Raw genomic sequence first — 23,544 nt, forward strand, 5'->3', positions numbered from 1 at the left:
TACAGCTGCATGCCGACCAGCTGCCTACGATGGGTACCTTCCCCACCTCCTCTGAATCGAAGGATCGACCATGTTTGAAAAGACCGAAGGCACCGTACAGAACATCGCTGGCAAGTTCCAGGAAGCCGTGGGCAATGTCACGGGCGATGAAGGCACGCGCCTGGAAGGCAAGACGCGCCAGCTGGGTGGCAAGGTGCAGGAAGGCTATGGCGAAGTGCTCAACCAGTTGCGCGATGCCACCAGCAACAACCCGCTGGCCACGCTGGCCGCCGTAGCGGGCGCGAGCTTCATCGTCGGCGCGCTCTGGTCGCGCCGATGACCGGAAGGGCGTAACGCCGCGGTTGAGACTGCGGCAGCGTCACCCACACGGCAGCAGCGACGATCATCGCGCCGCCCGCCCAGCCGAGGGGCGACACGTCCTCGCCCAGCCACAGCACCGCCACCATCGCACCGAAGGCCGGCTCGCTCCCCATGAGCAATGAAACGCGGCTCGGGCTGGTGCGAGAGGCCGCATGGTTTTGCGCGTAGAAGGCAAATAGCGTGCAGCCCAGGACCAGGAACGCCACCTGCCCCCAGAAATCCAGTCCGGATGGCAGGCCCACCCACGCAGGCGACGGCGTGATCCAGGCCAGCACGGCCACCCCTGCGGCGATCAGCCCCGATTGCAGCGCCGTCAATGTCAATGCCGGGACGGCCTGGGTACCCGCCAGGCGCTGTGTCAGGCACACCATCAGTGCGCGCAACACCGCGGCCCCCACCATCAGCGCATCGCCCCACCCGAATGCCGTGGTACCCGATGACACGTTCGACTTTGCGGACAGCAGCGCAGCGCCTGCCAGGGCCAATGCCACCGCAGCCACGACACGTGCTGTCGGGCGACGTCCGAGCATCCACCATTCCACGAGCGGTGTGAACGCCACGCACAGGCTGATGAGAAAGGCCGCATGGCTGGCCGTGGTCAAGGTGACGCCCCAGGTTTCACAGACGAACACGGCCATCAGGTTGGCGCCCAGAATGCAACCGACCATCAGGCACCGGCGCGCCTGCCCTTGGAACAGCGGCCGCAAAGCGGGCAGCAGCAAGACAAACGTCAGGCCGAATCGCAGGCACAGGAACTCCAGCACGGGCACCTGCAGCAACGCCTGCTTGGCGACGGCATAGCTGCCACCCCAGATGGCGGCAACGCCCAGCAGCATGAACTCGGCCCTGCCGAAGTCGGTTCGCATGTTTCTAGAATTCATGGGTGTGTCGGGTGCCAGGGCAGATGGAAGCGGCGGGCCATTGTTGGAGACCGCGGCACCGCCGACCAGCCCTTCACCGGAACAGGACTTGTGCACCGTGGGAACCTATGCTTTCTTGAAGGTGCTGCCGGAGATGGTCACGTTCACGCGTGTGGCCGAACTCGGCAGCTTCTCGGCCGCCGCAGACCAACTGGGCATGACGCCTTCAGCGGCGAGCCGCCAGGTCCGCCGGCTGGAGCAGTCGCTCGGCGTGCAACTGCTGCTACGCACGACGCGCCAGTTGCGCCTGACGGAAGCCGGCGTCGAGGCCCTGGCGCGCTGCAGTGAACTCGTCGCGGCGGCCCAGGCCACGATGGAGATCGGGCAGCAGCACGCGGCGGCCCCGCGCGGACGTGTGCGCCTGAGCGCGCCCAAGGCATTTGCGCGGCGCGTTCTGCAGCCGCACCTGTTGAGCTTCCTGCAACGCTATCCGGAGGTTGACCTTCAGCTCATCGTGGACGACCGCGACATCGACCCGATCCGCGAAGGCGTCGACCTGGTGGTGCGCCTCACGCAAGACCCGCCGCCTGGCCTGGCGGCTCGCCCGCTGATGCGCGTGGAACACCTGCTGTGTGCGGCACCGCACTACCTCGCGCAGCACCCGCCGATCGCACGGCCGGCCGACCTGGCCGCTCACAGCTGCCTGGCCTTGGGCGAAACCGCGCACGACCACCACTGGCGCTTTCGTCGCGGCGACGAGGAGGCAGAGGTTCGCGTGCAGGGCCGCTGCACCGTCAACCACAGTGAGATCCGACTGGAGAGCGTGAAGGCCGGCCTGGGCGTCGGCTGCATCCAGAGTTTCGTGGCGCAGCAAGCGCTCGATGCCGGTGAGGTCGTGCGCGTGCTGGCCGATTGGGCATTCCAGGCCCGCTATCACGGGCAAGCGCTCATCCTGTATCCACCGAGCCGCTTCGCGGTGCCCAAATGTCGCGTGCTGATCGATCATCTGGTGACCGCGTTGGCAACGCGCTGAGGCCTGCGCGCACCCCGTCAAGCTCCCACAAAGGCTGCGTCGGCACTGGGGTGGCAGGCCCGACTTGCGCAGAGGGACCGTTATGCTGCAAGGCTTCCCGGACATTGAAAGGAACTTCGTGTCGCCTGCACACAGGCATCACGCGCACCCATGAAGCAACGTTTTTTCACCACCCTGCGGCACCTGAGCGTGTGCCTGGCAACCTTCGCGTCGTTGGCGGCCCATGCTGCCAACGATGTCGCCGCGACCACGGCAGCGCCGCCCGCGCCCGCAGCGGCACCCGCTGCGTGCGACACCCTGCGCGCGCAGATCGAAGCGAAGATCGCCGCGGCCGGCGTGAGCCACTTCGCGGTCACCGTGGTCGATGCGCAGGCCGCGGTCGAGGGGCAGGTCGTCGGATCCTGCGAGCTCGGAACGAAGAAGGTGGTGTACCAGCGCCAGGCCGTGGAGGGCGCGGCTGCAGCATCCCCTGCACAACCCGCACCCGCGCAGGCCGGCGATGCGCCGATGATCACGGAATGCAAGGACGGATCGACATCGGTGGGCGGCAACTGCGGGAAATAGAACGAGAACGAGACCGAGACCCGACGCATCGCATGGCTGCTGCCGCGCTCAGGCTTGCCGCAGCAACGCCAGTGTCTCCAGCACGCGCACCGTGGCGCCGTCGAGCGTGGACCGCGTGCGATGCGCAATACCCAGGCGGCGCGTCAGCCTGGGGCTCAGCGGCAGCACCTGTACACGGTCGCCCAGCGACTCTTCGCTGTGTGACGGGGTCGGCAACAGGGCCGCACCGTAGCCCGCGGCCACCAGGCTGCGCATGGCGGCGTCGTAATTCAATTCGATGCGCGCGCGCGGCGCGCAACCGGCCTGGGCAAACCATTCCATCGTGAGCCCGTACATGTGGGTGCTCGCGTCGTTGAAGATCAACGGCTGTGCGGCCAGCCACTTCGGCGTGACACGTCGCGGTGCTTTCCAACGCCCGGGCAGGTAGGCCATCATCGGTTGGTCGCGCCAGGCCGTGACCATCAGGTCGCGCACGGGCGGCTGCGGCATGGCGACCAGGCCGATGTCCAACGTGCCCAGCGACAGACGCGCCATCGCCTCGTTCGAACCCAGGATGTTCACCTCCACGTCGATGCCCGGATGCGTTGCCTGCAGCGCTTCCAGCACCTGCGGCAGCAGGTCGATCACCACGCCCGTCGAAGTGCCCAGCCGCACGCGGCCCAAACGGCCTTCGGCCTGGCGGCGCACCGCATCGATGGCATCGTCGGCATCGCGCAACAGGCGGCGCGCGCGCTCGACCAGCCCGGCACCCGCCGCGCTCAGCGTCACGCTGCGGGTCCCGCGCACCACCAGTTGGGCGTCCAGCCGCGATTCGAGTTCGCTGACATGCAGGCTCACGGTCGGCTGCGCCAGATGCAACGCCTTCGCGGCGGCCGAGAAGGTGCCGAGGTCGGCAATGGCGACCAGGGTGCGCAGTTGGTCGAGGTTGAGGTGTCGCATCGTCAGTACGCCGTGATATCAGTGAACCTGATGGAGGTTGTCAGTATTCTCAACTTCCACAATAGCACGCGGCACGCGAACATCACGGCTTCCATCCACGGAGTGAATCATGTTGTTCCCCAGTTTCCCGTTGCTGTCGTCCTTGCGCCGCGCACTGGCGCGCCTCTCGGCGCATGTGCACGCCACCAGGCGGCAAGCCCGGTCGCGGCAGGAACTCCAGGGCATGAACGACCAGGAACTCATGGACCTGGGGCTCGGCCGCAGCCAGTTGCCCGAGTGGTTGCGGCGACGTACCTGATGACCTTTTCACAGCGCCCTCGAAAGTCTTCTCCGTAGTCACATGACCCCAGATCGCCTACGCTCGGGCATGACCCTTTCCCCCACACTCCCTGCCATCCTTCTGTTCCTGCATCTGCTGGCGGCCACCTTCTGGGTGGGCGGCATGGCCACGATGCATTTCGCGGTGCGGCCAGCCGCTGCCGCCATGCTGGAGCCGCCCCAACGCCTGCCTTTCATGGCCGCAGCGCTGTCACGCTTTTTCATGGGTGTCTCGGTGGCCATCGTCGTGGCGCTGGCCACCGGCGTGGCGCTGGTCGGCCTGATGGGCGGCTTTGCGCGGGTGCACTGGAGCGTGCACGGCATGTTCACGCTGGGACTGCTCATGACGGCGCTGTTCCTGCACATCCGCTTTGCACCCTTTGGCCGCCTGCAGCGTGCCGTGGCGGCCGCGCAGTGGCCGGTGGCTGCGGCGCAGCTCGCCAGCATCCGCAAGCTGGTGGCGATCAACCTCACGCTGGGCGTGCTGGTGTTCGCGCTGGCCATCGTCGGCCGCGCGCTCTGAGCCGCCGCCTGCCCGTGCAGGTGGCGCGCTTGCTCTAAGCTTCGCGTTTGCCTGCTGAATTTCCGATGACCGACGAAAGCCCCGATACCCCCGAGAACACCTTCACCCCGATCCAGGAGCCCCGCCTGTGGAGCGACGACACCTGGACCGCGCGCGTGATCAAGAACGAAGAAGACGACGGCTGGGCCGTCGCGATGACCCGCCATGGCGAGTCCGAGCCCGCGCTGGTCGGCCCCTGGACCATGGGCCGCGACAAGAAGAACCCCAAGCCGCTGGACACGCCCGCCTTTCACACCCTGGTAAAGACCGCCAACGAGGTGCTGCGACGCCACGAGCAGCAGTTGCATGCGCAGCTGAACAAGAACGTGTCGGTCGACACCGAAGGCGGCCGGGTGCGCGTGGCGCTGGCCATCGTGCCGGACGAGGACAACCCCTATGCGACCCTGAGCGCGCACGATGCGCTGGGCGAGCTGCTCGGCGAGGTGCGTGTGGCACCGACCTTCAAGCTGACGGGTGCCAGCGCGGCCGCCTGGATCGAAAGCGGCTTCGACAGGCCACGCTGAAGGGCCTCGGCCCTGTCGCTGGCGGGCTAGCGGTGCAGCGGCTGCGCCGAGCGCCCCACGCAGCCGTGCGCGCTGTGCTGCGGATGCGCCGCCATCAACGCCCGCGTCACGCCGTTGGTCCAGCCGAAGCCGTCCTGCAACGGATACTCGCCCCCGCCGCCACCGGCCGACTGGTCGTGTGCGGTGCGTCTCAGCGCGTACTTCTCCACCAACTTGCCTTCGCGCTCGTACACCGCCGCCACCGTGGCCAGCCAGCGCTGCGCGATATTGCCGGCGAGCGCATGCTGCCCGTAGTCGGCCAAGCCACGCACGGCCATCCATTGCAACGCGGCCCAGCCATTGGGCTGGTCCCACTGCTGATCGCTTTCGCATTCGGTGGTCGACAGGCCCCCCGGCGCCAGCAGGCGTTGCGTCACCGTGGCCGCGAGCACCTGGGCCTGCTGCGCGTCGGCCAGTCCGACGAACAACGGCGTCAGCGCAGCGGCGGTGAGCCCGCGGCGCTGCCGACCCAGGCGCCAGTCGTGATCGAAGAAGGCGCCACGCTCTGCGTTCCACATCAGCGTCTGCATGGCGCGCTGGCGCGACTGCGCCTGCTGCGAAAAATCCTGTGCGGCGGCCGTGTCGCCCGCCTGCGCAGACAACCGCGCGATGCAGCGCTCCAACCGGTACAGGAAGGCATTGAGGTCGACCGGCAGCAAGTCGGTCGTGCAGATGCGCTGCAGCGACGCCGCATCGGATGCGGCACGATGCGTGGCCCGCTGGGTCCCCTCGGCAGCATGGCCTCCGTCGGCCCCGGCGGCGCAGTCGTCGGGCTCGCCCAGCCAGCGCGTGCTGAAGTCCCAGCCCGACTCGGCGGCGGCGCGCAAGTGGCGATAGACCTCGGCAGGCTCGCGACCCGACGCCTGGGCCGTGGTCACGTCTTCGAGCCAGGCCTCTTCACGCGGTGTGTCACGGGCGTCCCAGTAGCGGTTGAGCGCAGCGCCATCGGGCATGCGCACCACGCGCTGCGCCGCCTGGCCGGGCGCGAGGCCTTCCGCACCTTGCATCCACCAGCCATGCTCGGCGCGCAACTGCGAAAGGTAGTCGGCGGCATGGACATGACCGAGCGCTTCGGCGAGCTCGACCATGCACACGAACAACGGCGGTTGCGAACGCCCCAGATAGTAGGTGCGGGTGCCGTTGGGCACATGGCCATAGGTGTCGATCAGATAGGCAAAATTGCCGACCATGTCGTGCAGGCGTTCGGTTTCGCCGCTGGCCGCCAGGCCCAGCATGGTGAAGTACGAATCCCAGTAATAAAGCTCTCGAAAGCGTCCGCCCGGAACCACGTAGGGCAAGGGCAGCTGCAGCAGCGAGCTGTGCGGCGGGTGGTCCAGCGGCTGGCGCGTGAGCACGGGCCACAGCGCGTCGATGTGGGCACACAGCGGCTGGCCTGGCACCGACACATAGGCCTCTTGCGTGGGTTGCCGCAACACGAAGTTTGCGTCGACGAAGGCGCGCAGGTCAAAGCCGGGCTGCGCGCAGTCCGCGCGATAAGCGGCCAGGATCTCGGCCGGATCGCGCCGCGGCGAGCAGTCGACGAAGGTCTTGCTGTCGGGAAAAATGCGACCACGCTGGACAGCGACGAAAAGCTCGGCATAGCGGTCGGCCGGCGTCAGGACATCGGGCGCATGGCAGGCGGCGGCCTGCTGCGTGCGAAGGCCCGGCGACGTGGCCCGGCGCCGCACCGGCACGGACGGCAGGGGCAACGGCGATGGCACTGTGCTCAGACGACACCCGCCTGGCGCAAAGCGGCAATCTGCTGCGCGTCCACACCCCACTCGGCGAGCACTTCGTCCGTATGCTGCCCCAGCGACGGGGGCGCGCGGCGCAGCACGGGCGGCGTGGCCGACAGGCGCAGCGGGCTGGCCACGCCGACGATGTGATCGATGCCGTCGCCCGCATCGCGCGGCAGGCTCACGGCCAGGCCGCGCGCCTGCACTTGCTCGTCGTCGAAGGCCTGCGCGATGTTGTTGATCGGGCCGCAAGGCACGGCCTTGTCTTCGAGCAGCGCGATCCACGCGGCCGTGGTGCGGGTGCGCGTGACGGCCTGCATGGCCGGGATCAGCACGTCGCGGTGCTTCACGCGCAGCGTGTTGGTGACAAAACGTTCGTCCGTGGCCCATTCGGCGTGACCGGCCGCTTCGCAGAAGCGGGTGAACTGACCGTTGTTGCCGATGGCCAGCAGCATCGCGCCGTCCTGCGTCTGGAAGTCCTGGTACGGCGCCAGGCTCGGATGGCTGTTGCCCTGGCGCTGCGGCACGCTGCCGGTGTTCAGGAAGGCGCTGGCCTGGTTCGCGAGGATGGCCATGCCCACGTCGAGCAGCGCCATGTCGATGTGCTGACCTTCGCCCGTGCGATGGCGCACTTCGAGGGCAGCGAGAATCGCGGTGCTCGCATAGACGCCTGTGAACAGGTCCGTCAGCGCCACACCTACACGCAACGGGCCGCCGCCGGGCACGTCGTCGGCGCGGCCGGTGATGCTCATCATGCCGCTGGTGGCCTGGATCATCAGGTCGTAGCCAGCGCGCTGCGCGTGCGGACCGTCATGGCCGAAGCCGGTCACGCTGCAGTAGATGAGGCGCGGGTTGGCCGTCTTCAGACTCTCGTAGTCGAGCCCATATTGCTTGAGTCCACCGGTCTTGAAGTTCTCCACCACGATGTCGCTCTGCGCGGCCATGCGCTTGAGCAGCGCCTGGCCCTCGGGCGTGGCCATGTCGATGGTGACCGAGCGCTTGTTGCGGTTGCAGGCGGTGAAGTAGGTCGACTGGTTCGTGTCGTGGCCGTCCGCGTCCTTCAGGAACGGCGGGCCCCAGGTGCGCGTGTCATCGCCCACGCCGGGACGCTCGATCTTCACGACGTCGGCGCCCAGATCCGCGAGGATCTGCGTGCACCACGGGCCCGCGAGCACGCGGGAGAGGTCAAGCACCTTCAGGCCGGCGAGTGCGCCAGCCGTTTTGTCTGTCGTCATCGGTGTCTCCAATGGGCGTTTCTGTTCGCCAGATGCCGCGGAACCGGCTTTGCCGGGCCGCTGGCATCGCCCCCTGAAAGGAGGTTGGCGTCTACGCGAAGCGAGAAAGCCTGGGGGTCAATTCGCAAATGCGGCGATGCCCGTGATCGCGCGGCCCAGGATGAGTGCGTGGATGTCGTGCGTGCCTTCGTAGGTGTTCACCACCTCCAGGTTCACCAGGTGGCGTGCCACGCCGAACTCGTCGCTGATGCCGTTGCCGCCCATCATGTCGCGCGCCAGGCGGGCGATGTCGAGGGCCTTGCCGCAGTTGTTGCGCTTCATGATCGAGGTGATCTCGACCGACGCCGTGCCCTCGTCCTTCATGCGGCCCAGCCGCAGGCTGCCCTGCAGGCCCAATGCGATCTCGGTCTGCATGTCGGCCAGCTTTTTCTGGATGAGCTGGTTGGCCGCGAGCGGGCGGCCGAACTGCTTGCGGTCGAGCGTGTACTGCCGGGCGCGGTGCATGCAGTCTTCGGCCGCGCCGAGCGCGCCCCAGCTGATGCCGTAGCGCGCGCTGTTCAGGCAGGTGAAGGGGCCCTTGAGGCCCTGCACTTCGGGAAACGCGTTCTCTTCGGGGCAGAACACGTTGTCCATCACGATCTCGCCAGTGATGCTCGCGCGCAGGCCGACCTTGCTGTGGATGGCGGGGGCAGAGAGGCCCTTCATGCCCTTTTCCAGCACGAAGCCGCGGATCGGACCGACCGTACCGGACTCGCTGACTTCCTTGGCCCACACCACGAACACGTCGGCGATGGGCGAGTTGCTGATCCACATCTTGGCGCCCGACAGCGAATAGCCGCCGGCGACCTTCTTGGCGCGCGTGACCATGCTGCCGGGGTCGGAGCCGTGGTCGGGTTCGGTCAGGCCGAAGCAGCCGATCCATTCGCCGGTGGCGAGCTTGGGCAGGTACTTCTGCTTCTGCGCTTCGGTGCCGAATTCGTTGATCGGCACCATCACCAGCGAACTCTGCACGCTGGCCATCGAGCGGTAGCCGGAATCGACGCGCTCGACTTCACGGGCGATCAGGCCGTAGGCCACGTAGTTGAGGCCGGGGCCGCCGTATTGCTCGGGGATCGTCGGGCCCAGCAGGCCGAGTTCACCCATCTCGCGGAAGATGGCCGGGTCGGTCACGCCGGAGCGGAAGCCCTCGACCACGCGGGGCAGCAGGCGCTCCTGGCAGTAGGCATTGGCCGCGTCGCGGATCATGCGTTCTTCGTCGGTGAGTTGCTGGTCGAGCAACAGCGGGTCGTCCCAGTGGAATGCAGCTTTGGTGGCCATGGCGTGAGCTCCGTGATCGTTCGTAATCGTTGAGTTGGGGGGTCTGAGGCAGCCGACGATGTTAAGCCGGGCCGAAGGGCGGCGCAAACGACGATTGCACACCCAGATATGCGCTTTACGCACGTCAAGCACCGCGCACCGCACAATGCCGCAAGGTGCTGTCATCCCGACGGCGACGCCATCAACTATGTAGCCCACGCATACCATGCGCCGAAAAATCCCGTCGACCCAGGCCCTGATCTGCTTCGAGGCCGCCGCCCGCCACGAAAGCTACACCCGCGCCGCGCAGGAACTCGCGCTCACCCAGAGCGCGGTGTCGCGCCAGATCACCGCGCTCGAGGCCTTCCTCGGCATGGCGCTGTTTCGCCGCACGCGGCACGGCGTGGCGCTGACGCCGGCCGGCGCCGACTACGCCCGCCAGATCGCCAGGCAGCTCGACACCATGGAACGCGACACGCTCGATGCGATGGCGCGCCAGGGCCAGGGCGGTGCACTGCAGTTGGCGGCGGTACCCACCTTTGCCACACGCTGGCTGATCCCACGGCTGCCCGGTTTTGCGGCCACGCATCCCGACATCACGGTCCACATCGAGACGCGCACCCGTCCCTTCCTCTTCACCGACACGCCCTTCGACGCGGCGCTTTACGCGGGCACGCATGAGCAGACGGCCAACTGGGCCGGCACGCGCTCGATCGCGCTGCTGCCCGAAGAAGTGGTGCCGGTCTGCAGCCCCGCGCTGATCGCGCCGCGCCGGCAGATCGCGCCGGCCGAGGTGGCCCGGCTGCCGCTGCTGCAGCAAAGCACACGGCCCGACGGCTGGCGCCAGTGGCTGGAGGCGCAGGGCGCGGACGCCTCGCGCGCCCACAGCGGGCCGCGCTATGAGCTGTTCTCGATGCTGGCGACCGCGGCTGGCCACGGCCTGGGGTGCGCCCTGATGCCGCGCATGCTGATCGAGGCCGAACTCGCACGCGGGGAACTGGTGATCGCCTGCGACCGGCCGCTGCGCGGCGAGCGCAGCTACTTCCTGGTCGCGCCTGCGCTGCAGGACGAGCGACCCGCGCTGGGGTTGTTCAGGCAATGGCTGGTGGCGCAGGCCGGGGCGGCCTGATTTCCGAGACGGTGGCCGGGCCGCAGGCTCCTGCGCTCAGTGCCTCAGTGCCTCAGTGCCTCAGTGTGCGCCGGACGTCACCGCCAGGTCCGGCAGCACGTTCAGGATGCGCAACGTCTGCTGCACCACGTGGCTGAAGACCGGCGCGGCGACCAGCCCGCCGAAGTACTGGCCCGCGCTGGGTTCGTCGATCATCACGGCGACGATCACGCGGGGCTTGTCGATCGGCGACATGCCGGTGTACCAGGCGCGGTACTTGTGGCCGGCGTAGCCGTGGCCCTCCTGCTTGTGGGCGGTGCCGGTCTTGCCGCCGACGGAGTAACCCTCGGTGCGCGCCAGCGGCGCCGTGCCGCCGGGCGCGGCGGCCAGGTGCATCATCTGGCGCACCTCCGAGGCCACCTGGGGCGAGAACACCGGCACGCCCACCGGCGGCGCGTTGGTCTTGAGCAGGCTCACCGGAATCACCTGGCCATCGTGCGCGAAAGCGGTGTACGCGTGCGCGATCTGGAACAGCGAGGCCGACAGGCCGTAGCCATAGGACATGGTGGCCTGCTCGATCGGCCGCCACGACTTCCAGGGCCGCAGCCGGCCCGTGACCGCACCCGGAAACACCGTCTGCGGCTTCTGGCCGAAGCCGACCGCCGTGAACGAATTCCACATTTCCTCGGCCGACAGCCGCTGAGAGATCTTGGTGGCGCCCACGTTGCTCGATTTCTGGATCACACCGGCCACCGTGAGCACACCGAAGTTCTCGTCGTCGTGGATGGTGGCTCCTGTCACGTTGATCCACCCCGGGTTGGTGTCGATGATGGTCTGCGGCGTCACGCGGCCGAGCTGCAGCGCGGTCGCCACGGTGATCGGTTTCATGGTCGAGCCCGGCTCGAACACATCGGTCATGGCGCGGTTGCGCAACTGGTCACCGCTGAGCTTGTGGCGGTCATTGGGGTCGAAGCTCGGGTAGTTGGCCATGGCCAGCAGTTCGCCACTGCGCGCATCGACCACCACCACGCTGCCCGCGTGCGCCTTGTTGGCGATCACCGCGTCGCGCAGCTGCTCGTAGGCGACCGTCTGCACCCGGTCGTCCAGGCTCAGCTGGATGTCCTGCCCGTCCACCGGCGGCACCTGTTCGACCGTGTCCTCGACCACCGCACCCAACCGGTCCTTGATGACGTGGCGCGATCCGGCCTTGCCGGCCAGCTCCTTGTCGAAGGCGAGTTCGACGCCCTCCTGGCCGACGTCCTCGACGTTGGTGAAGCCCGCCACGTGCGCCGTGGCCTCCCCTTCCGGGTAGATGCGCCGGTAGTCGCGGCGCTGGTAGATGCCCTTGATGTCGAGCGCGGCGACCTGCCTGGCCACCGACGCATCGACCTGGCGCTGCAGCCACACGAAACTCTTGTCCTCGTCCTCGAGCTTCTTGTCGAGCACCTGCTGCGGCAGGTCGAGCAACACGGCCAGCCGCTGCAACCCGGCCTGCGTCTTCGGGTCGTTGCGGTCGATGTCCTCGGGGATGGCCCAGATGCTCGGTGCCAGCACGTCGGCCGCCAGGATGCGGCCGTTGCGGTCGAGGATGCGCCCGCGGTCCGCGGGCAGCGCCACCGTGCGCTCGAAGCGGATCTCGCCCTGGTGCTGGAAGAAGCGATGGTCGAGCACCTGGATGTCCAGGGCGCGGCCCGCGAGCACCAGGAAGCCGAGGGCCATGCTGGCGACGATGAACTTGCTGCGCCACACCGGCGTCTTGCTTGCCAGCAGCGGGCTGGTCGTGTACGGGACGCTGGGACCTCGACGGATCATGGGAACGGGCTCTTTTTTCGAAACAACCGCAGGTGGAGGCAGACGGCAGGGCGAAGTTCCGGGCATCCCGTCGATCCACACCTGTCTGGGGACTTGCGCCTACGGCACGGCACGCGGTCCCACCGGTATCATGACGTGCATTCTCCTGCGGTCCGTGCGGCCGACCCCCTATGTTCCAAAACCTCACCCCCTTTCTTGTGCAATGGGCGATCACCGCCCTCTCGCTGTGGGTGGCCAGCCTGCTGTTTCGCGGCCTGAAGTTCGACAGCACGGGGGCGCTTGTCGGCTCCGCACTGCTGCTGGGCCTGGCCAACGCGCTGGTCAAGCCACTGCTGGTGCTGCTCACGCTGCCCCTGACGCTGTTGACCTTCGGGCTGTTCCTGCTCGTGATCAACGCACTGATGATCCTGCTCGTGTCAGCACTGGTGCGCGGTTTCCGCGTGTCGGGTTTCTGGACGGCGTTCTTCGCGAGCATCTTCATCTCGCTGCTCAGCGTGGCCGTGGGCGCGATGGTCGGCGGCGGCGATCCGGCCACAACGATCCAGATGCCCAGCAGCGGGACCTGGCTGTAGGCCGGGTCGCCTGGGCAGGCCGGCTGCAGCGCGGATCAGGTCGTGCAAGCGGCCGAACCGCAGCCGTGCACCGTCTGCGCCGGCAGCGCCTGCGGCATGCGCACCTCGCCGCTGGCGGCGTCGAAGCCCACGCTGCGCAGGTGCAACGCCAGCGCAGCATCCATGGTCTGCGCATGCTGGACGAACCACACGGCCAGTTCGCGTGCCATCCGGCGGATCGCCTCGTTCTGTCCCTTGAGGCCCTGCACCAAGCCTTCGCACATGACCTCCAGCACCACGCGGTGCTGCACGGTGTGGCAGTTGGTCGACGAAAAGCCGGTGCGTTGCATCCAGTCGTCCTCACGCCCGAAGTGCCCCACGGTGTGGTCGACCAGCGCGCGCCAGGCGGCCACCAGATCCGCATCGTCGGCGGTCTCGACGCGGGCGAGCAAGGCGACGAACTCCTGATGCGTCTCGTCCATCTCGGGCAGTTCGAGCGACAGCGACTCGGACCATTGCAGCACGGCCATGGGGCACTCCTTGGATCGGAAAACCCAAGGCTAGCCACGCGCGGCCGCTTGCGCGTTGACCTGCCTCAACAGTCGGTCAGAGCGCCGGGGCGACGGCCTCGGCACGCCGCGCCGCCAGCGCCACGAACCAGTCCAGGCTCGCCGGATTGGCCATCGCCTCCTTGTTGACAACCTTCTCGATCGGCTGGCCCAGCAGCAGCTTCTTGATCGGCAACTCCTGCTTCTTGCCCGACAGCGTGCGCGGGATTTCGGTCACCTCGAAGATGTCGTTGGGCAGGAAGCGCGGCGACAGCGAGGTCTTGATCGCGCCCTCGATCTTCGCGCGCAGCGCGTCGTCGAGCGCGACGCCGGGGCGCAGCACGACGAAGAGCGGCATGTAGCTGTCGCGGCCCAGGTACTCGAGGTCGACCACCATCGAGTCGATGACCTCGGGCAGCGCCTCGACCGCGCTGTAGATCTCGCTGGTGCCCATGCGCAGGCCCTGGCGGTTGATGGTGGCGTCGCTGCGGCCGTAGATGATGCAGCCGCCGTCCTCGCCGACCCTGAGCCAGTCGCCGTGGCGCCAGACGCCGGGATAGGTATCGAAGTAGCTCGACAGGTAGCGCGCGTTGCCTTCGTCACCCCAGAAGCGCAGCGGCATCGACGGGATGGGCTGCACGCAGACCAGTTCGCCCACCTCGCCGATGACGGGCTTTCCGTCTTCGTTCCAGGCCTCGACCGCATGACCGAGCTGGCGGCACTGCATCTGGCCGGGTACTTCGGGCAGCTCTCGGTTGCCGCCGACGAAGGCGCCGCAGAAGTCAGTGCCGCCCGAGATGTTGCACCACCAGATGTCCTCGGCGCCCGCGGCGCGGAACTGTTCCGAGCCCCAGCGTTGCACCTCTTCCGACAGCGGCGAGCCGGTGCTGCCCAGCGCACGCACCCGCGACAGGTCGCCGCATTCGGCGGTGCTCACGCCGGCCTTCATGCAGTTGGTGAAGTAAGCCGCACCGGCACCGAAGAAGGTGACGCGGTGCTTGGCGACGAAGCGCCACAGCACGGCCCAGTCGGGCCGGTCCTTGCTGCCGGCCGGGTGGCCGTCGTACAGCACGACGGTCGCGCCGAAGGCCAGGCCCCCCATCTGGCAGTTCCACATGACCCAGCCGGTGGAGCTGTACCAGTGGAAGCGCTCGCCGAAGTTGTTGGCGCTGTAGCTCGCGCCGATGTCGTTGTGCAGCCCGCACGCGTACATGGTCAGGATGATGCCGCCGTGCCCGTGCACGATGGGCTTGGGCAGGCCGGTGGTGCCGCTCGAATAGACGATCCAGATCGGGTGATCGAAGGGCAGCCACTCGGGCGCGAAGTCGGCGACCGCGGCGTCGTCGCGCGCGATGGCGTCGGCCCAGTCGGTCTCGGCATCGAGCTGGCTCGTTGCATACGGCGTGCGCAGCAGGAGCAGCGTCTCGACGCTCGGCAGCTGACCGCGCAGTTCCTGCACGACGGCGCTGCGGTCGAGCGGCTTGCCGCCGTAGTGCACGCCATCGGCCGCGATCAGCACCTTGGGCTCGATCTGGCGGAAGCGGTCGGCCACGGCGGCGGTGCCCATGTCGGGGGCGCACACGCTCCACACGGCGCCGATGCTCAGGCAAGCCAGGCAGGCGACGATGGTCTCGGGCACGTTGGGCAGGTAGGCCGCGACGCGGTCGCCGCGCTGCACGCCGAGCGACTTCAACGTGAGCGCGACCGAGGCGACCTGGCGGCGCAGTTCAGGCCACGCCATCTCGCGCACCTCGCCGCGCTCGTTGTCGCTGATGATGGCCGCCATGCCGGCCGCATGCGCCGCATCGGCATGGCGCAGCACCTCGCGTGCGTAGTTGACCTGCGCGCCCGGGAACCAGACGGCGCCGGGCATCCTGCGCTCCTGGATGACCGCGCTGTGCGGCGTCGGCGACTGCATGCCGTGGTAGTCCCAGATGCTCTGCCAGAAGCCGTCCAAATCGGTGGTCGACCAGCGCCAGAGGTCGCCGTAGGCGTTGAAGCTGCGGCCGTGCTGCGTGCGCAGCCAGTCTTGGTAGAGGCGGATCTGGGGAACGTGGGGCGCAGCGGTCATGGCGATGAGCTTACGGCGCAGCCGCTGGCCGCGTCAGCGGGACAATCCCGTGGCTTGTCGCCGACGGGACGAGCCCTGGCTGTGCGGCACCGCCGCAAGCACGCCCCTTTGGCGAGGCGAAGCCGCTAGGGTCGCGGGCGCTGGGGGGCCGCGCGCTTCGCTCCCTCCTCGTCGCCGAAGATGCGCTCGATCTGCTGGCCGATGCGCGCGCCCAGGGCGGTGCCCACCCCCGGCAGCACGGCCGTGCCGACAGCGGCGCCGGCCAGTGCGCCACCGGTGAGCGACAGTTGCGGATCGTCGAGCGTGCCGCCGAGCTTCAGCGGCATGCCCACCACGCCATCCACGATGTCCACCGCCGCCTCGCCGTCGAGCTTGCGGTTGAAGATGCGCACGCTGCCGGTCGCGGTGAGCACCCCGGAGCGTGCCTTCAAGCCGGTGTAGGTCATGCGCACGCCGTTCTCGGTGTTCTGCGTGTCGAGCGTACCGCTGAGTTCGTCGAGCGGCGTCGTGCCGCCGCGGCTGATGCCGGCCGTCTTGACGGCTTTCGCCAGGTCGAAGCGGGTGAGCGTGGCAGGCCGCACCGCACCCCGCGTCTGCGTATGCAACGCGCCCCAGAGCCCGGTGAGCGCGGCCGCCTCAGACGTGACGGTGGTCTGTCCGTAGAGCTTGCCGGCGATCGGTGCGCTGCGCCCGAACACCTGCACCAGGCCGCCGACATCGACGCCATCGGGGGCGAGTTGGGCCGTGAGCTTGACCTGACCGTCGGCCAGCGTTTCCAGCAGGGTGATGCCGTTGGCCGTGCCGCCGCCCACGTCGACCAGGGTGCGCCAGCGGTCGGCATCGCCTTCACGCGCCAGGCGCAGGCGCGCAGGCGGTGCGGCGTCGTGGCGCGCGATCTCCGCGGTGCGGGGCCGCCACTGCGCGTCGAACACGATGTGGCCGTCATAGCCCAGCGCGATGCCACGCCGGTCGCTCCAGCTGACGCGGGCAAAGCGCACCTCGCCCAGCGGCACGTCGGCCATCGTCCAGGCCGAGTCCGACGCCGGGTCCTTCATCTGCACCCCCTTGAATGCCTGGACCGACGCCCGCGACACCTCGACGTCGGCGATGTCGACCTCGTCGATGCGGATTTTCCTGGCCAGCAACGGCCGCAGTTGTGGCTCGACAACCAGCCGGCCCACGCGGATGGGCTCGTCCTGCACCGTCGCCAGGTCTTCGAGCACGATGCGCGGCAACGGCCGCAGCGTCCAGTGCACCCGCCCGATCTTCAGCGCCACACCGGTGCGCTGCTCGAACGCCTGGCCGATGCGCTGCGCGAGTTGCTCGTCGCTGGGAATCAGCCAGGCCGCCAGGCCCGCCACGATCACGCCCGCGCCCACCAGCGACGCGGCGATGCCCAGGGTCCAGCGTTGTGCGTTCTTCATGTTGGTGCCCAGCTTAGTGCCTGCCAGGCCCGGCTGGATGTCGGCCGGCGACCCGTCGTGCGCCGGCGGTGCGCGGGCTCGCTATAGTTTTGGCATCCGGCTTGCTCGGCATTCCTTTTCCTTTCCTGTCTGCTCATTCCATGGCCATCTGGCAAAAACCCATCTCCCTCGAACTCCTGACGCAAGGCGGCCTGAACAGCGCCGTGTCGCGCCTGGGCATCGAATTCACCGAAGTCGGCGACGACTTCCTGCGGGGCCGCGTGCCGGTCGACGAGCGCACCATCCAGCCCTTCGGCCTGCTGCACGGCGGCGTGTCGGTGGTGCTGGCCGAAACGCTGGGGTCGAGCGGCGCCTACTATTCCTCGCCCGAAGGCCATGGCGCCGTGGGCCTGGACATCAATGCCAACCACCTGCGCTCGGCGCGCAGTGGCTGGGTCACGGGCACCGCGCGGCCGGTGCACCGCGGGCGCACCATCCAGGTCTGGCAGATCGACATGGTGAACGAGGCCGGTGAACTGACCTGCGTGTCGCGCCTGACGATGTCGATGCTCCTGCCCCGAAAGTAGGCCCACCCCCAGGCTCCGCGCACTGCGTGTCGCTTCGCCTTCCCCCTTGCAGGGGGCGACACCGGCGGACCGGCGGCGCCGGTTCCGCGGTGTCTTGCGCCGAGCGCGCTGCTTGCATCCGGGTGTAATACGGGGTTTTTGACCCTGCGGAGACAAGCAATGAACCCCAGCAATCCGATGCGCGCCGGTTGGCGCGAAGTGCGTGCCGTGGAGGGCACGGTGGTGGCGCCCGACGAGCGGCTGGCCTGGCCGCAGACTGTGCTGATGGGCGTGCAGCACGTCGTCGCCATGTTCGGCGCGACCGTGCTGGCGCCGATCCTCATGGGCTTCAGCCCCAACCTGGCCATTCTGATGAGCGGCATCGGCACGCTCATCTTCTTTCTGATCACCGGCGGGCGCGTGCCCAGTTACCTGGGCTCGAGCTTCGCCTTCATCGGCGTGGTGATCGCCGCCAGCGGCTACGCGGGCAGCGGGCCGAACGCCAACATCGCCGTCGCGCTCGGCGGCATCGTCGCCAGCGGGGTGCTCTGCATCGCCATCGGCGCGCTGGTGCAGGCGGTGGGCACGGGTTGGATCGAGCGCTTCATGCCGCCGGTGGTGACCGGTGCGGTGGTCGCGGTGATCGGCCTGAACCTGGCCAACGTGCCGATCAAGAACATGGCGGCCAACAACTTCGAGGCCTGGATGCAGGCCGCCACCTTCCTGTGCGTAGGGCTGGTGGCCGTGTTCGCGCGCGGCATGGTGCAGCGCCTGCTGATCCTGGTGGGGCTGGTCCTGGCCACCGTGCTCTATGCCGTGCTGACCAACGGCCTGGGCCTGGGCAAGCCGGTCGACCTGAGCGGCATCGCGGCGGCCGCCTGGATCGGCACCCCGGCCTTCACTGCGCCCGTGTTCTCCGCCAACGCCATGCTGCTGATCGCGCCGGTGGCGATCATCCTGGTGGCCGAGAACCTGGGGCACCTGAAGGCCGTCACTGCCATGACCGGACGCAACCTCGATCCACTCACCGGCCGCGCGTTCATGGCCGATGGCGTGGCCACGGTGGTCAGCGGCATGGCCGGCGGCACGGGCGTGACCACCTACGCCGAGAACATCGGCGTGATGGCGGCCACGCGCATCTACTCGACCGCGGTGTTCGTGGTGGCTGCCGTGATCGCGCTGGTGCTGGGCTTCTCGCCGAAGTTCGGCGCGCTGATCCAGGCCATCCCGCTGCCGGTGATGGGCGGCGTGAGCATCGTGGTGTTCGGCCTGATCGCCGTGGCCGGCGCGAAGATCTGGGTCGACAACAAAGTCGACTTCTCGCAGAACCGCAACCTGATCGTTGCGGCCATCACGCTGATCATCGGCACCGGCGACTTCACGCTGAAGTTCGGCCAGTTCGCGCTCGGCGGCATTGGCACCGCCACCTTCGGCGCCATCCTGCTGTGGGCGCTGCTCGGGCGCGCGCGCAACGCCTGAGGGCACGCGCGTCGGCGCCGGATGCGTGACAGCGCCGACGCAAGAATTTAACGACTCCGGCACACACGCAGGCACCGGGCGTCATCCAATCCACGGACGACCTGACACCACTCGACACCCCGGGTGGGTCCAACGCTCCGTGGATGCCATGAACTTTCCTCCTCCTCCCTCTTCGCTGCGTCAGAGCTGCCCCATCGCATTGGCCGTGCTCGCCGGCGCCTGCATGCTGCATCCGGTGCTGTCGAAGGCCGACACCATTTCCACCGACCGGCCCGACTTCGTCGAATCGGCCGACGTGGTCGGTCCCGGCCACGTGCAGGTCGAGGCCGGTTTTTCGTCGGAACGCGACCGTGCCAACGGCGTGCGCACCCACCTGCGCACCACGCCGACGCTGATGCGCATGGGCCTGAACGACACGGTGGAGTTGCGCGTCGAGACCGACGGCCGTGCGCTCGCCGGTTCGCGGGACACCGCCACCGGCCTCACCCGCAACGACAGCGGCTGGTCCGACACTTCTTTCGGCGTCAAATGGCGCCAGCGCGAAGGCGACGAAGAACGCGGCACACCCGACATCGCCTGGCTGGCCCATGTCGATGTCGACTCGGGCAGCGCAGCCTTCCGCGGCCAGGGCGTCACGCCGTCGCTGCGCATGGTGGCCGAATGGGCGCTGCCGCAGCAATGGTCGATCGGCGTGATGCCTGGCCTGGCGATCGACCACAACGCGCAGCGCGAGCGTTTCCTCAGCGGCATCTTCGCGGTCACGCTGGGCAAGGCCTGGACGCCGGAATGGCGCACCTACCTCGAAGTGGCAGGACGCCGGCTCGCCCGCCAGCGCGATGGCGGCTCGCTGGTCACCCTCGACGCCGGCGTGACCTACGCCGTCACGCATGCCGTGCAGGTCGACTTTTCCGTCGCACGCGGACTGACCCGCGAGACCCCGCGCATGCAATGGGGCGTGGGCATCTCGGTGCGGTTCTGAAGCCGGCGCGCGACGCGCGCAGCGTTCGGCCGGGCCTGCCCCGGAGGATGGAGGTCCGATCCTGTTACAACTGCAGGGTCGGCACGTGCACGCGGCGGTGCCCTGCCAATGCAAGAATACGGCCCGGAACCCGTCGGCCCGTGTTGGCTGCGGGGCGCCCCGTTAGACTCCAACGCTTTTCGAGCAGAATCTTTTTCCAATGGCAGATGCTTCCGCCGCGCGCACCAAGGCGGTTTTCGAATTCAAGAGCGCCACGCTGCCCCTGATCGCCGTCATCCTGAAGACGAACGACCTCCAGGTGCTGGCGGAGGCGCTCGACGCCCAGTTGGCGGACTCGCCCGACTTCTTCGAGCAGGAGCCCGTGGTCATCGACCTCTCGCTGTTGCCGGAGGACTTGGCTGCGTCCGGCATCGACTTCCAGGCACTGCGCGTCCTGCTCTCGCGCCATCAGACGCAGCCCATCGCCGTGCGCGGTGGGAGCCCGGCGCACCACGTGGCAGCCCGTGCGGCCGGCCTGGTGGTGACCGACATGCCGGTCACACCGGCACCGGGCGCCCGGGCACCCGTGCCGGCTGCGCCCGCGGCACCCACCGAGGCACCGCAGATCGTGCGCGAAGTGCCCGTGCCCGCGAGCGGCACGCTGGTGGTCACCAAGCCGCTGCGTTCGGGCCAGCAGGTCTACGCGCGCGGTGGCGACGTGATCGTCATGGCGGTGGTCAACTGCGGCGCCGAAGTCATCGCCGACGGCAACGTGCATGTGTATGCCCCGCTTCGCGGCAAGGCGATTGCCGGCGCGCGCGGCAACACCGAAGCACGCATCTTCACGACCTGCATGGAGGCCGAACTGGTCGCCATCGCCGGCATTTACCGCACCGCGGAGGTCGCGCTGCCCGCGCACCTCGCGGGCAAGGCGGTCCAGATCCAGCTGGACGGCCAGAAAATCATGATCGATCCGATTGCATGACGGCATGCCGCCTGCGCGCAGCGCGATCGACGCACTGAACAACTTGAACACGTAGAAGGAATGGCCATGGCCAAAATTGTGGTGGTGACATCGGGCAAGGGCGGCGTCGGCAAGACGACGACGAGCGCGAGCTTTGCATCGGGCCTGGCCCTGGCCGGCAAGAAAACGGCCGTGATCGACTTCGACGTCGGCCTGCGCAACCTGGACCTGATCATGGGCTGCGAACGCCGCGTGGTCTATGACCTGATCAACGTGATCCAGGGCGAGGCCAACCTGAGCCAGGCGCTGATCAAGGACAAGCAGTGCGACAACCTGTTCGTGCTGGCCGCCTCGCAGACGCGCGACAAGGAAGCGCTGACGCAGGAAGGCGTCGAGAAGGTCCTCAAGGACCTGGCCGCGATGGACTTCGACTACATCGTCTGCGATTCCCCCGCCGGCATCGAGACCGGCGCGATGATGGCGATGCACTTCGCCGACGAGGCGCTGGTGGTGACCAACCCCGAAGTGTCCTCGGTGCGCGACTCCGACCGCATCCTGGGCATGCTCAGCAGCAAGACGCAACGCGCCAAGGACGGCGGCGAGCCGATCAAGGAACACCTGCTGATCACCCGCTACAACCCCAACCGCGTGGCGGGTGGCCAGATGCTGTCGCTGGAAGACATCCAGGACATCCTGCGAATCAAGCTCATCGGCGTGATTCCGGAATCGGAAACCGTGCTCAACGCGTCCAACCAGGGCGTGCCGGCCATCCACGACAAGGGCACCGACGTGTCCGAGGCCTACACCGACGTGGTCGCCCGCTTCCTGGGCGAGGAGCGTCCCATGCGCTTCGTCGATGCCGAGAAGCCCGGCTTCTTCAAGCGCATCTTCGGGAGCAAGTGACCATGTCCTTTTTCTCATTTCTGCTCGGCGAGAAGAAGAAGACGGCGAGCGTTGCCAAGGAACGGCTGCAGATCATCCTCGCGCACGAGCGTTCGAGCCTGAGCAGCAGCAAGCGCCCCGACTACCTGCCTGACCTGCAGCGTGAACTGCTCGCCGTGATCTCGAAGTACGTGTCGATCAACCTCGAGGACATCAAGGTCCACGTCGAACGCCAGGACGACCTGGAAGTGCTCGAAGTGAAGATCGAGCTGCCGGAGTTCACGACCAAGACTTCGCTGCCTGCGGCACGCTGAGACGCCAGCCGCCCGCGACAAGCCCGCCCGCCTCGTGCCGGCGGGCTTTTTTGCGTGCGCGTGGCAGGCCCCGCGCCTCTGCCGGGTTCGCACCAAGGCTGCGCAGCCGCGACCGACCGAATGATCCAATTTGGACCATTTGGTCCAAATTGACGCGGAAACCGGCCCCAAGCCCTTGATCTGGATGAGTTTTCGGCTGGCATGGAGTATGCGTAAGAGTCGCCAGGCGCCGGCGTTCTGCGATTCCGGCAGGTTCCAATTCAGTTCAAGAGCACGCAACCATGACCATGAATGTCGGCATCTTCATCCCGATCGGAAACAACGGCTGGCTCCTGTCGGAGAACGCGCCCCAGTACAAGCCCAGCTTCGCGCTCAACAAGGAGATCACGCTCAAGGCCGAGCACTACGGCCTGGATTTCGTGCTGTCGATGATCAAGCTGCGCGGCTTCGGCGGCAAGACCGAGTTCTGGGACCACAACCTCGAGTCCTTCACGCTCATGGCCGGCCTGGCCGCCGTCACCACCAAGATCAAGCTGTTCGCCACCTCGGCCTCGCTGGTGATGCCGCCGGCCATCGTCGCGCGCATGGCTTCGACCATCGACTCGATCTCGGGTGGCCGCTTCGGCCTGAACCTGGTGACCGGCTGGCAGCGCCCCGAGTATTCGCAGATGGGCATGTGGCCCGGCGATGAATTCTTCAGCACGCGCTACCAGTACCTCTCGGAATACATCCAGGTGCTGCGCGACCTGTGGGGCAAGGGCCAGTCCGATTTCAAGGGCGCGCACTTCCAGATGGACGACTGTCGCCTGAGCCCGCAGCCGCAGGCCGACATGAAGGTGATCTGCGCCGGCCAGAGCGACGCAGGCATGGACTTCTCGGCCAAGTACGCCGACTACAACTTCTGCTTCGGCAAGGGCGTGAACACGCCCAAGGCCTTCGCGCCCGCAGCCCAGAAGCTGATCGAAGCCACAGCCAAGACCGGTCGCCACGTCACGACCTACGTGCTGATGATGGTGATCGCCGACGAGACCGACGAAGCCGCCCGCGCCAAGTGGGAGCACTACAAGGCCGGCGCCGACCAGGAGGCCATCGCCTGGCTGGGCGCGCAGGGTGCGGCCGACACGAAGTCGGGCGCCGACACCAACGTGCGCCAGATGACCGACCCCACATCCGCCGTGAACATCAACATGGGCACGCTGGTGGGTTCGTACGCCAGCGTCGCGCGCATGCTCGACGAAGTGGCCGAGGTGCCTGGCACCGAAGGCGTACTGCTGACCTTCGACGATTTCGTCCAGGGCGTGGAGGCCTTCGGCCAGCGCATCCAGCCGCTCATGAAGAGCCGCGTCGGCGCGGACACGCCCGTCGCCTCGCAGGTGCAGCCTGAAGCGCTTGCCGCCTGAACGCCATCGAGGAACACACATC

24 protein-coding genes are annotated in these 23,544 nt (G+C 67.9%); 15 read left to right on the plus strand and 9 right to left on the minus strand.

What is annotated here, in order from left to right:
• Nucleotides 1–70 precede the first annotated feature (70 nt).
• Nucleotides 71–319: a CsbD family protein gene (locus J2W36_RS09290; protein ID WP_307689427.1), complete on the plus strand. Its 249-nt coding sequence runs from the start codon at nt 71–73 to the stop codon at nt 317–319.
• Here J2W36_RS09290 and J2W36_RS09295 read toward each other — a convergent pair.
• Nucleotides 288–1,241: a DMT family transporter gene (locus J2W36_RS09295; RefSeq protein WP_307689428.1), complete on the minus strand. Its 954-nt coding sequence runs from the start codon at nt 1,239–1,241 to the stop codon at nt 288–290. The genes J2W36_RS09290 and J2W36_RS09295 overlap by 32 nt on opposite strands.
• A gap of 97 nt (nt 1,242–1,338) precedes the next feature.
• On the opposite strand from J2W36_RS09295, the gene J2W36_RS09300 reads away from it, so the two are divergent.
• Both J2W36_RS09300 and J2W36_RS09305 read left to right on the plus strand, forming a co-directional pair.
• Nucleotides 1,339–2,253, plus strand: coding sequence for a LysR family transcriptional regulator (locus J2W36_RS09300; protein ID WP_307689429.1), 915 nt, complete (start codon nt 1,339–1,341; stop codon nt 2,251–2,253).
• A 150-nt stretch (nt 2,254–2,403) separates the two neighbouring features.
• Nucleotides 2,404–2,817, plus strand: a complete 414-nt coding sequence (locus J2W36_RS09305) for a DUF1161 domain-containing protein (RefSeq protein WP_307689430.1) — start codon at nt 2,404–2,406, stop codon at nt 2,815–2,817.
• Between the two features lie 48 nt (nt 2,818–2,865).
• Here J2W36_RS09305 and J2W36_RS09310 read toward each other — a convergent pair whose 3' ends face one another.
• Entirely contained in the window at nt 2,866–3,756 is an 891-nt protein-coding gene (locus J2W36_RS09310; RefSeq protein ID WP_307689431.1) for a LysR family transcriptional regulator, read from the minus strand.
• Nucleotides 3,757–3,865: 109 nt separating this feature from the next.
• Here J2W36_RS09310 and J2W36_RS09315 point away from each other — a divergent pair, with 109 nt between their 5' ends.
• The 3 genes from J2W36_RS09315 (at nt 3,866) to J2W36_RS09325 (ending at nt 5,160) form a co-directional block, all read left to right on the plus strand.
• Nucleotides 3,866–4,054, plus strand: coding sequence for a YjiS-like domain-containing protein (locus tag J2W36_RS09315; protein WP_307689432.1), 189 nt, complete (start codon nt 3,866–3,868; stop codon nt 4,052–4,054).
• Between the two features lie 69 nt (nt 4,055–4,123).
• Nucleotides 4,124–4,597 carry a CopD family protein gene (locus J2W36_RS09320; protein ID WP_307689433.1) on the plus strand — a complete coding sequence of 158 codons (474 nt, stop codon included), beginning with the start codon at nt 4,124–4,126 and terminating at the stop codon, nt 4,595–4,597.
• Nucleotides 4,598–4,662: 65 nt separating this feature from the next.
• Nucleotides 4,663–5,160, plus strand: a complete 498-nt coding sequence (locus J2W36_RS09325) for a hypothetical protein (protein ID WP_307689434.1) — start codon at nt 4,663–4,665, stop codon at nt 5,158–5,160.
• 26 nt (nt 5,161–5,186) lie between these two features.
• On the opposite strand, the gene J2W36_RS09330 is transcribed toward J2W36_RS09325, so the two are convergent.
• From J2W36_RS09330 to J2W36_RS09340, 3 genes are all read right to left on the minus strand, one after another.
• Entirely contained in the window at nt 5,187–6,908 is a 1,722-nt protein-coding gene (locus tag J2W36_RS09330) for a trehalase family glycosidase (RefSeq protein ID WP_307689435.1), read from the minus strand.
• A gap of 17 nt (nt 6,909–6,925) precedes the next feature.
• Nucleotides 6,926–8,170: a CaiB/BaiF CoA transferase family protein gene (locus J2W36_RS09335; protein WP_307689436.1), complete on the minus strand. Its 1,245-nt coding sequence runs from the start codon at nt 8,168–8,170 to the stop codon at nt 6,926–6,928.
• A 117-nt stretch (nt 8,171–8,287) separates the two neighbouring features.
• Nucleotides 8,288–9,487, minus strand: a complete 1,200-nt coding sequence (locus J2W36_RS09340; RefSeq protein ID WP_307689437.1) for an acyl-CoA dehydrogenase — start codon at nt 9,485–9,487, stop codon at nt 8,288–8,290.
• Between the two features lie 205 nt (nt 9,488–9,692).
• Between J2W36_RS09340 and J2W36_RS09345 the strand changes: the two genes are divergently transcribed.
• A complete protein-coding gene (locus tag J2W36_RS09345; RefSeq protein ID WP_307689438.1) occupies nt 9,693–10,595 on the plus strand; it encodes a LysR substrate-binding domain-containing protein in 903 nt (300 codons plus the stop codon).
• 60 nt (nt 10,596–10,655) lie between these two features.
• Here J2W36_RS09345 and J2W36_RS09350 read toward each other — a convergent pair whose 3' ends face one another.
• The gene (locus J2W36_RS09350; RefSeq protein ID WP_307689439.1) at nt 10,656–12,386 is read right to left on the minus strand and encodes a peptidoglycan D,D-transpeptidase FtsI family protein; all 1,731 of its coding nucleotides are present in this window, start codon (nt 12,384–12,386) and stop codon (nt 10,656–10,658) included.
• Between the two features lie 170 nt (nt 12,387–12,556).
• Between J2W36_RS09350 and J2W36_RS09355 the strand changes: the two genes are divergently transcribed.
• The gene (locus J2W36_RS09355) at nt 12,557–12,958 is read left to right on the plus strand and encodes a phage holin family protein (protein ID WP_307689440.1); all 402 of its coding nucleotides are present in this window, start codon (nt 12,557–12,559) and stop codon (nt 12,956–12,958) included.
• 35 nt (nt 12,959–12,993) lie between these two features.
• Here J2W36_RS09355 and J2W36_RS09360 read toward each other — a convergent pair whose 3' ends face one another.
• The 3 genes from J2W36_RS09360 to J2W36_RS09370 form a co-directional block, all read right to left on the minus strand.
• Nucleotides 12,994–13,467: a hemerythrin domain-containing protein gene (locus J2W36_RS09360; RefSeq protein WP_307689441.1), complete on the minus strand. Its 474-nt coding sequence runs from the start codon at nt 13,465–13,467 to the stop codon at nt 12,994–12,996.
• Nucleotides 13,468–13,543: 76 nt separating this feature from the next.
• Nucleotides 13,544–15,556: an acetoacetate--CoA ligase gene (locus J2W36_RS09365; protein ID WP_307689442.1), complete on the minus strand. Its 2,013-nt coding sequence runs from the start codon at nt 15,554–15,556 to the stop codon at nt 13,544–13,546.
• Nucleotides 15,557–15,681: 125 nt separating this feature from the next.
• Entirely contained in the window at nt 15,682–16,980 is a 1,299-nt protein-coding gene (locus tag J2W36_RS09370) for an AsmA family protein (protein WP_307689443.1), read from the minus strand.
• Nucleotides 16,981–17,120: 140 nt separating this feature from the next.
• Between J2W36_RS09370 and J2W36_RS09375 the strand changes: the two genes are divergently transcribed.
• The 7 genes from J2W36_RS09375 (at nt 17,121) to rutA (ending at nt 23,522) form a co-directional block, all read left to right on the plus strand.
• Nucleotides 17,121–17,546 carry a hotdog fold thioesterase gene (locus J2W36_RS09375; RefSeq protein ID WP_307689444.1) on the plus strand — a complete coding sequence of 142 codons (426 nt, stop codon included), beginning with the start codon at nt 17,121–17,123 and terminating at the stop codon, nt 17,544–17,546.
• 159 nt (nt 17,547–17,705) lie between these two features.
• Nucleotides 17,706–19,004: a solute carrier family 23 protein gene (locus J2W36_RS09380; RefSeq protein WP_307689445.1), complete on the plus strand. Its 1,299-nt coding sequence runs from the start codon at nt 17,706–17,708 to the stop codon at nt 19,002–19,004.
• Nucleotides 19,005–19,152: 148 nt separating this feature from the next.
• Nucleotides 19,153–19,983, plus strand: coding sequence for a transporter (locus tag J2W36_RS09385; protein WP_307689446.1), 831 nt, complete (start codon nt 19,153–19,155; stop codon nt 19,981–19,983).
• A gap of 199 nt (nt 19,984–20,182) precedes the next feature.
• Complete coding sequence (minC, locus tag J2W36_RS09390) at nt 20,183–20,947, plus strand: septum site-determining protein MinC (protein ID WP_307689447.1); 765 nt, start codon at nt 20,183–20,185, stop codon at nt 20,945–20,947.
• Nucleotides 20,948–21,013: 66 nt separating this feature from the next.
• Complete coding sequence (minD, locus tag J2W36_RS09395; protein ID WP_307689448.1) at nt 21,014–21,829, plus strand: septum site-determining protein MinD; 816 nt, start codon at nt 21,014–21,016, stop codon at nt 21,827–21,829.
• Nucleotides 21,830–21,831: 2 nt separating this feature from the next.
• Nucleotides 21,832–22,122: a cell division topological specificity factor MinE gene (gene minE, locus J2W36_RS09400; protein ID WP_307689449.1), complete on the plus strand. Its 291-nt coding sequence runs from the start codon at nt 21,832–21,834 to the stop codon at nt 22,120–22,122.
• Between the two features lie 281 nt (nt 22,123–22,403).
• Nucleotides 22,404–23,522, plus strand: a complete 1,119-nt coding sequence (gene rutA / locus J2W36_RS09405) for a pyrimidine utilization protein A (RefSeq protein ID WP_307689450.1) — start codon at nt 22,404–22,406, stop codon at nt 23,520–23,522.
• Nucleotides 23,523–23,544: the final 22 nt, after the last annotated feature.

The organism is Variovorax ginsengisoli (assembly GCF_030811835.1).
Classification (GTDB): Bacteria; Pseudomonadota; Gammaproteobacteria; order Burkholderiales; family Burkholderiaceae_C; genus Variovorax; species Variovorax ginsengisoli_C.

Bases quoted from the DNA above. Each gene is read 5' to 3' on its own strand.
- J2W36_RS09290 (WP_307689427.1), top strand. From the start codon at position 71: ATGTTTGAAAAGACCGAAGGCACCGTACAGAACATCGCTGGCAAGTTC.
- J2W36_RS09295 (WP_307689428.1), bottom strand. From the start codon at position 1,241: ATGAATTCTAGAAACATGCGAACCGACTTCGGCAGGGCCGAGTTCATG.
- J2W36_RS09305 (WP_307689430.1), top strand. From the start codon at position 2,404: ATGAAGCAACGTTTTTTCACCACCCTGCGGCACCTGAGCGTGTGCCTG.
- J2W36_RS09310 (WP_307689431.1), bottom strand. From the start codon at position 3,756: ATGCGACACCTCAACCTCGACCAACTGCGCACCCTGGTCGCCATTGCC.
- J2W36_RS09315 (WP_307689432.1), top strand. From the start codon at position 3,866: ATGTTGTTCCCCAGTTTCCCGTTGCTGTCGTCCTTGCGCCGCGCACTG.
- J2W36_RS09320 (WP_307689433.1), top strand. From the start codon at position 4,124: ATGACCCTTTCCCCCACACTCCCTGCCATCCTTCTGTTCCTGCATCTG.
- J2W36_RS09325 (WP_307689434.1), top strand. From the start codon at position 4,663: ATGACCGACGAAAGCCCCGATACCCCCGAGAACACCTTCACCCCGATC.
- J2W36_RS09335 (WP_307689436.1), bottom strand. From the start codon at position 8,170: ATGACGACAGACAAAACGGCTGGCGCACTCGCCGGCCTGAAGGTGCTT.
- J2W36_RS09340 (WP_307689437.1), bottom strand. From the start codon at position 9,487: ATGGCCACCAAAGCTGCATTCCACTGGGACGACCCGCTGTTGCTCGAC.
- J2W36_RS09345 (WP_307689438.1), top strand. From the start codon at position 9,693: ATGCGCCGAAAAATCCCGTCGACCCAGGCCCTGATCTGCTTCGAGGCC.
- J2W36_RS09350 (WP_307689439.1), bottom strand. From the start codon at position 12,386: ATGATCCGTCGAGGTCCCAGCGTCCCGTACACGACCAGCCCGCTGCTG.
- J2W36_RS09355 (WP_307689440.1), top strand. From the start codon at position 12,557: ATGTTCCAAAACCTCACCCCCTTTCTTGTGCAATGGGCGATCACCGCC.
- J2W36_RS09360 (WP_307689441.1), bottom strand. From the start codon at position 13,467: ATGGCCGTGCTGCAATGGTCCGAGTCGCTGTCGCTCGAACTGCCCGAG.
- J2W36_RS09365 (WP_307689442.1), bottom strand. From the start codon at position 15,556: ATGACCGCTGCGCCCCACGTTCCCCAGATCCGCCTCTACCAAGACTGG.
- J2W36_RS09370 (WP_307689443.1), bottom strand. From the start codon at position 16,980: ATGAAGAACGCACAACGCTGGACCCTGGGCATCGCCGCGTCGCTGGTG.
- J2W36_RS09375 (WP_307689444.1), top strand. From the start codon at position 17,121: ATGGCCATCTGGCAAAAACCCATCTCCCTCGAACTCCTGACGCAAGGC.
- J2W36_RS09380 (WP_307689445.1), top strand. From the start codon at position 17,706: ATGAACCCCAGCAATCCGATGCGCGCCGGTTGGCGCGAAGTGCGTGCC.
- J2W36_RS09385 (WP_307689446.1), top strand. From the start codon at position 19,153: ATGAACTTTCCTCCTCCTCCCTCTTCGCTGCGTCAGAGCTGCCCCATC.
- minC (WP_307689447.1), top strand. From the start codon at position 20,183: ATGGCAGATGCTTCCGCCGCGCGCACCAAGGCGGTTTTCGAATTCAAG.
- minD (WP_307689448.1), top strand. From the start codon at position 21,014: ATGGCCAAAATTGTGGTGGTGACATCGGGCAAGGGCGGCGTCGGCAAG.
- minE (WP_307689449.1), top strand. From the start codon at position 21,832: ATGTCCTTTTTCTCATTTCTGCTCGGCGAGAAGAAGAAGACGGCGAGC.
- rutA (WP_307689450.1), top strand. From the start codon at position 22,404: ATGACCATGAATGTCGGCATCTTCATCCCGATCGGAAACAACGGCTGG.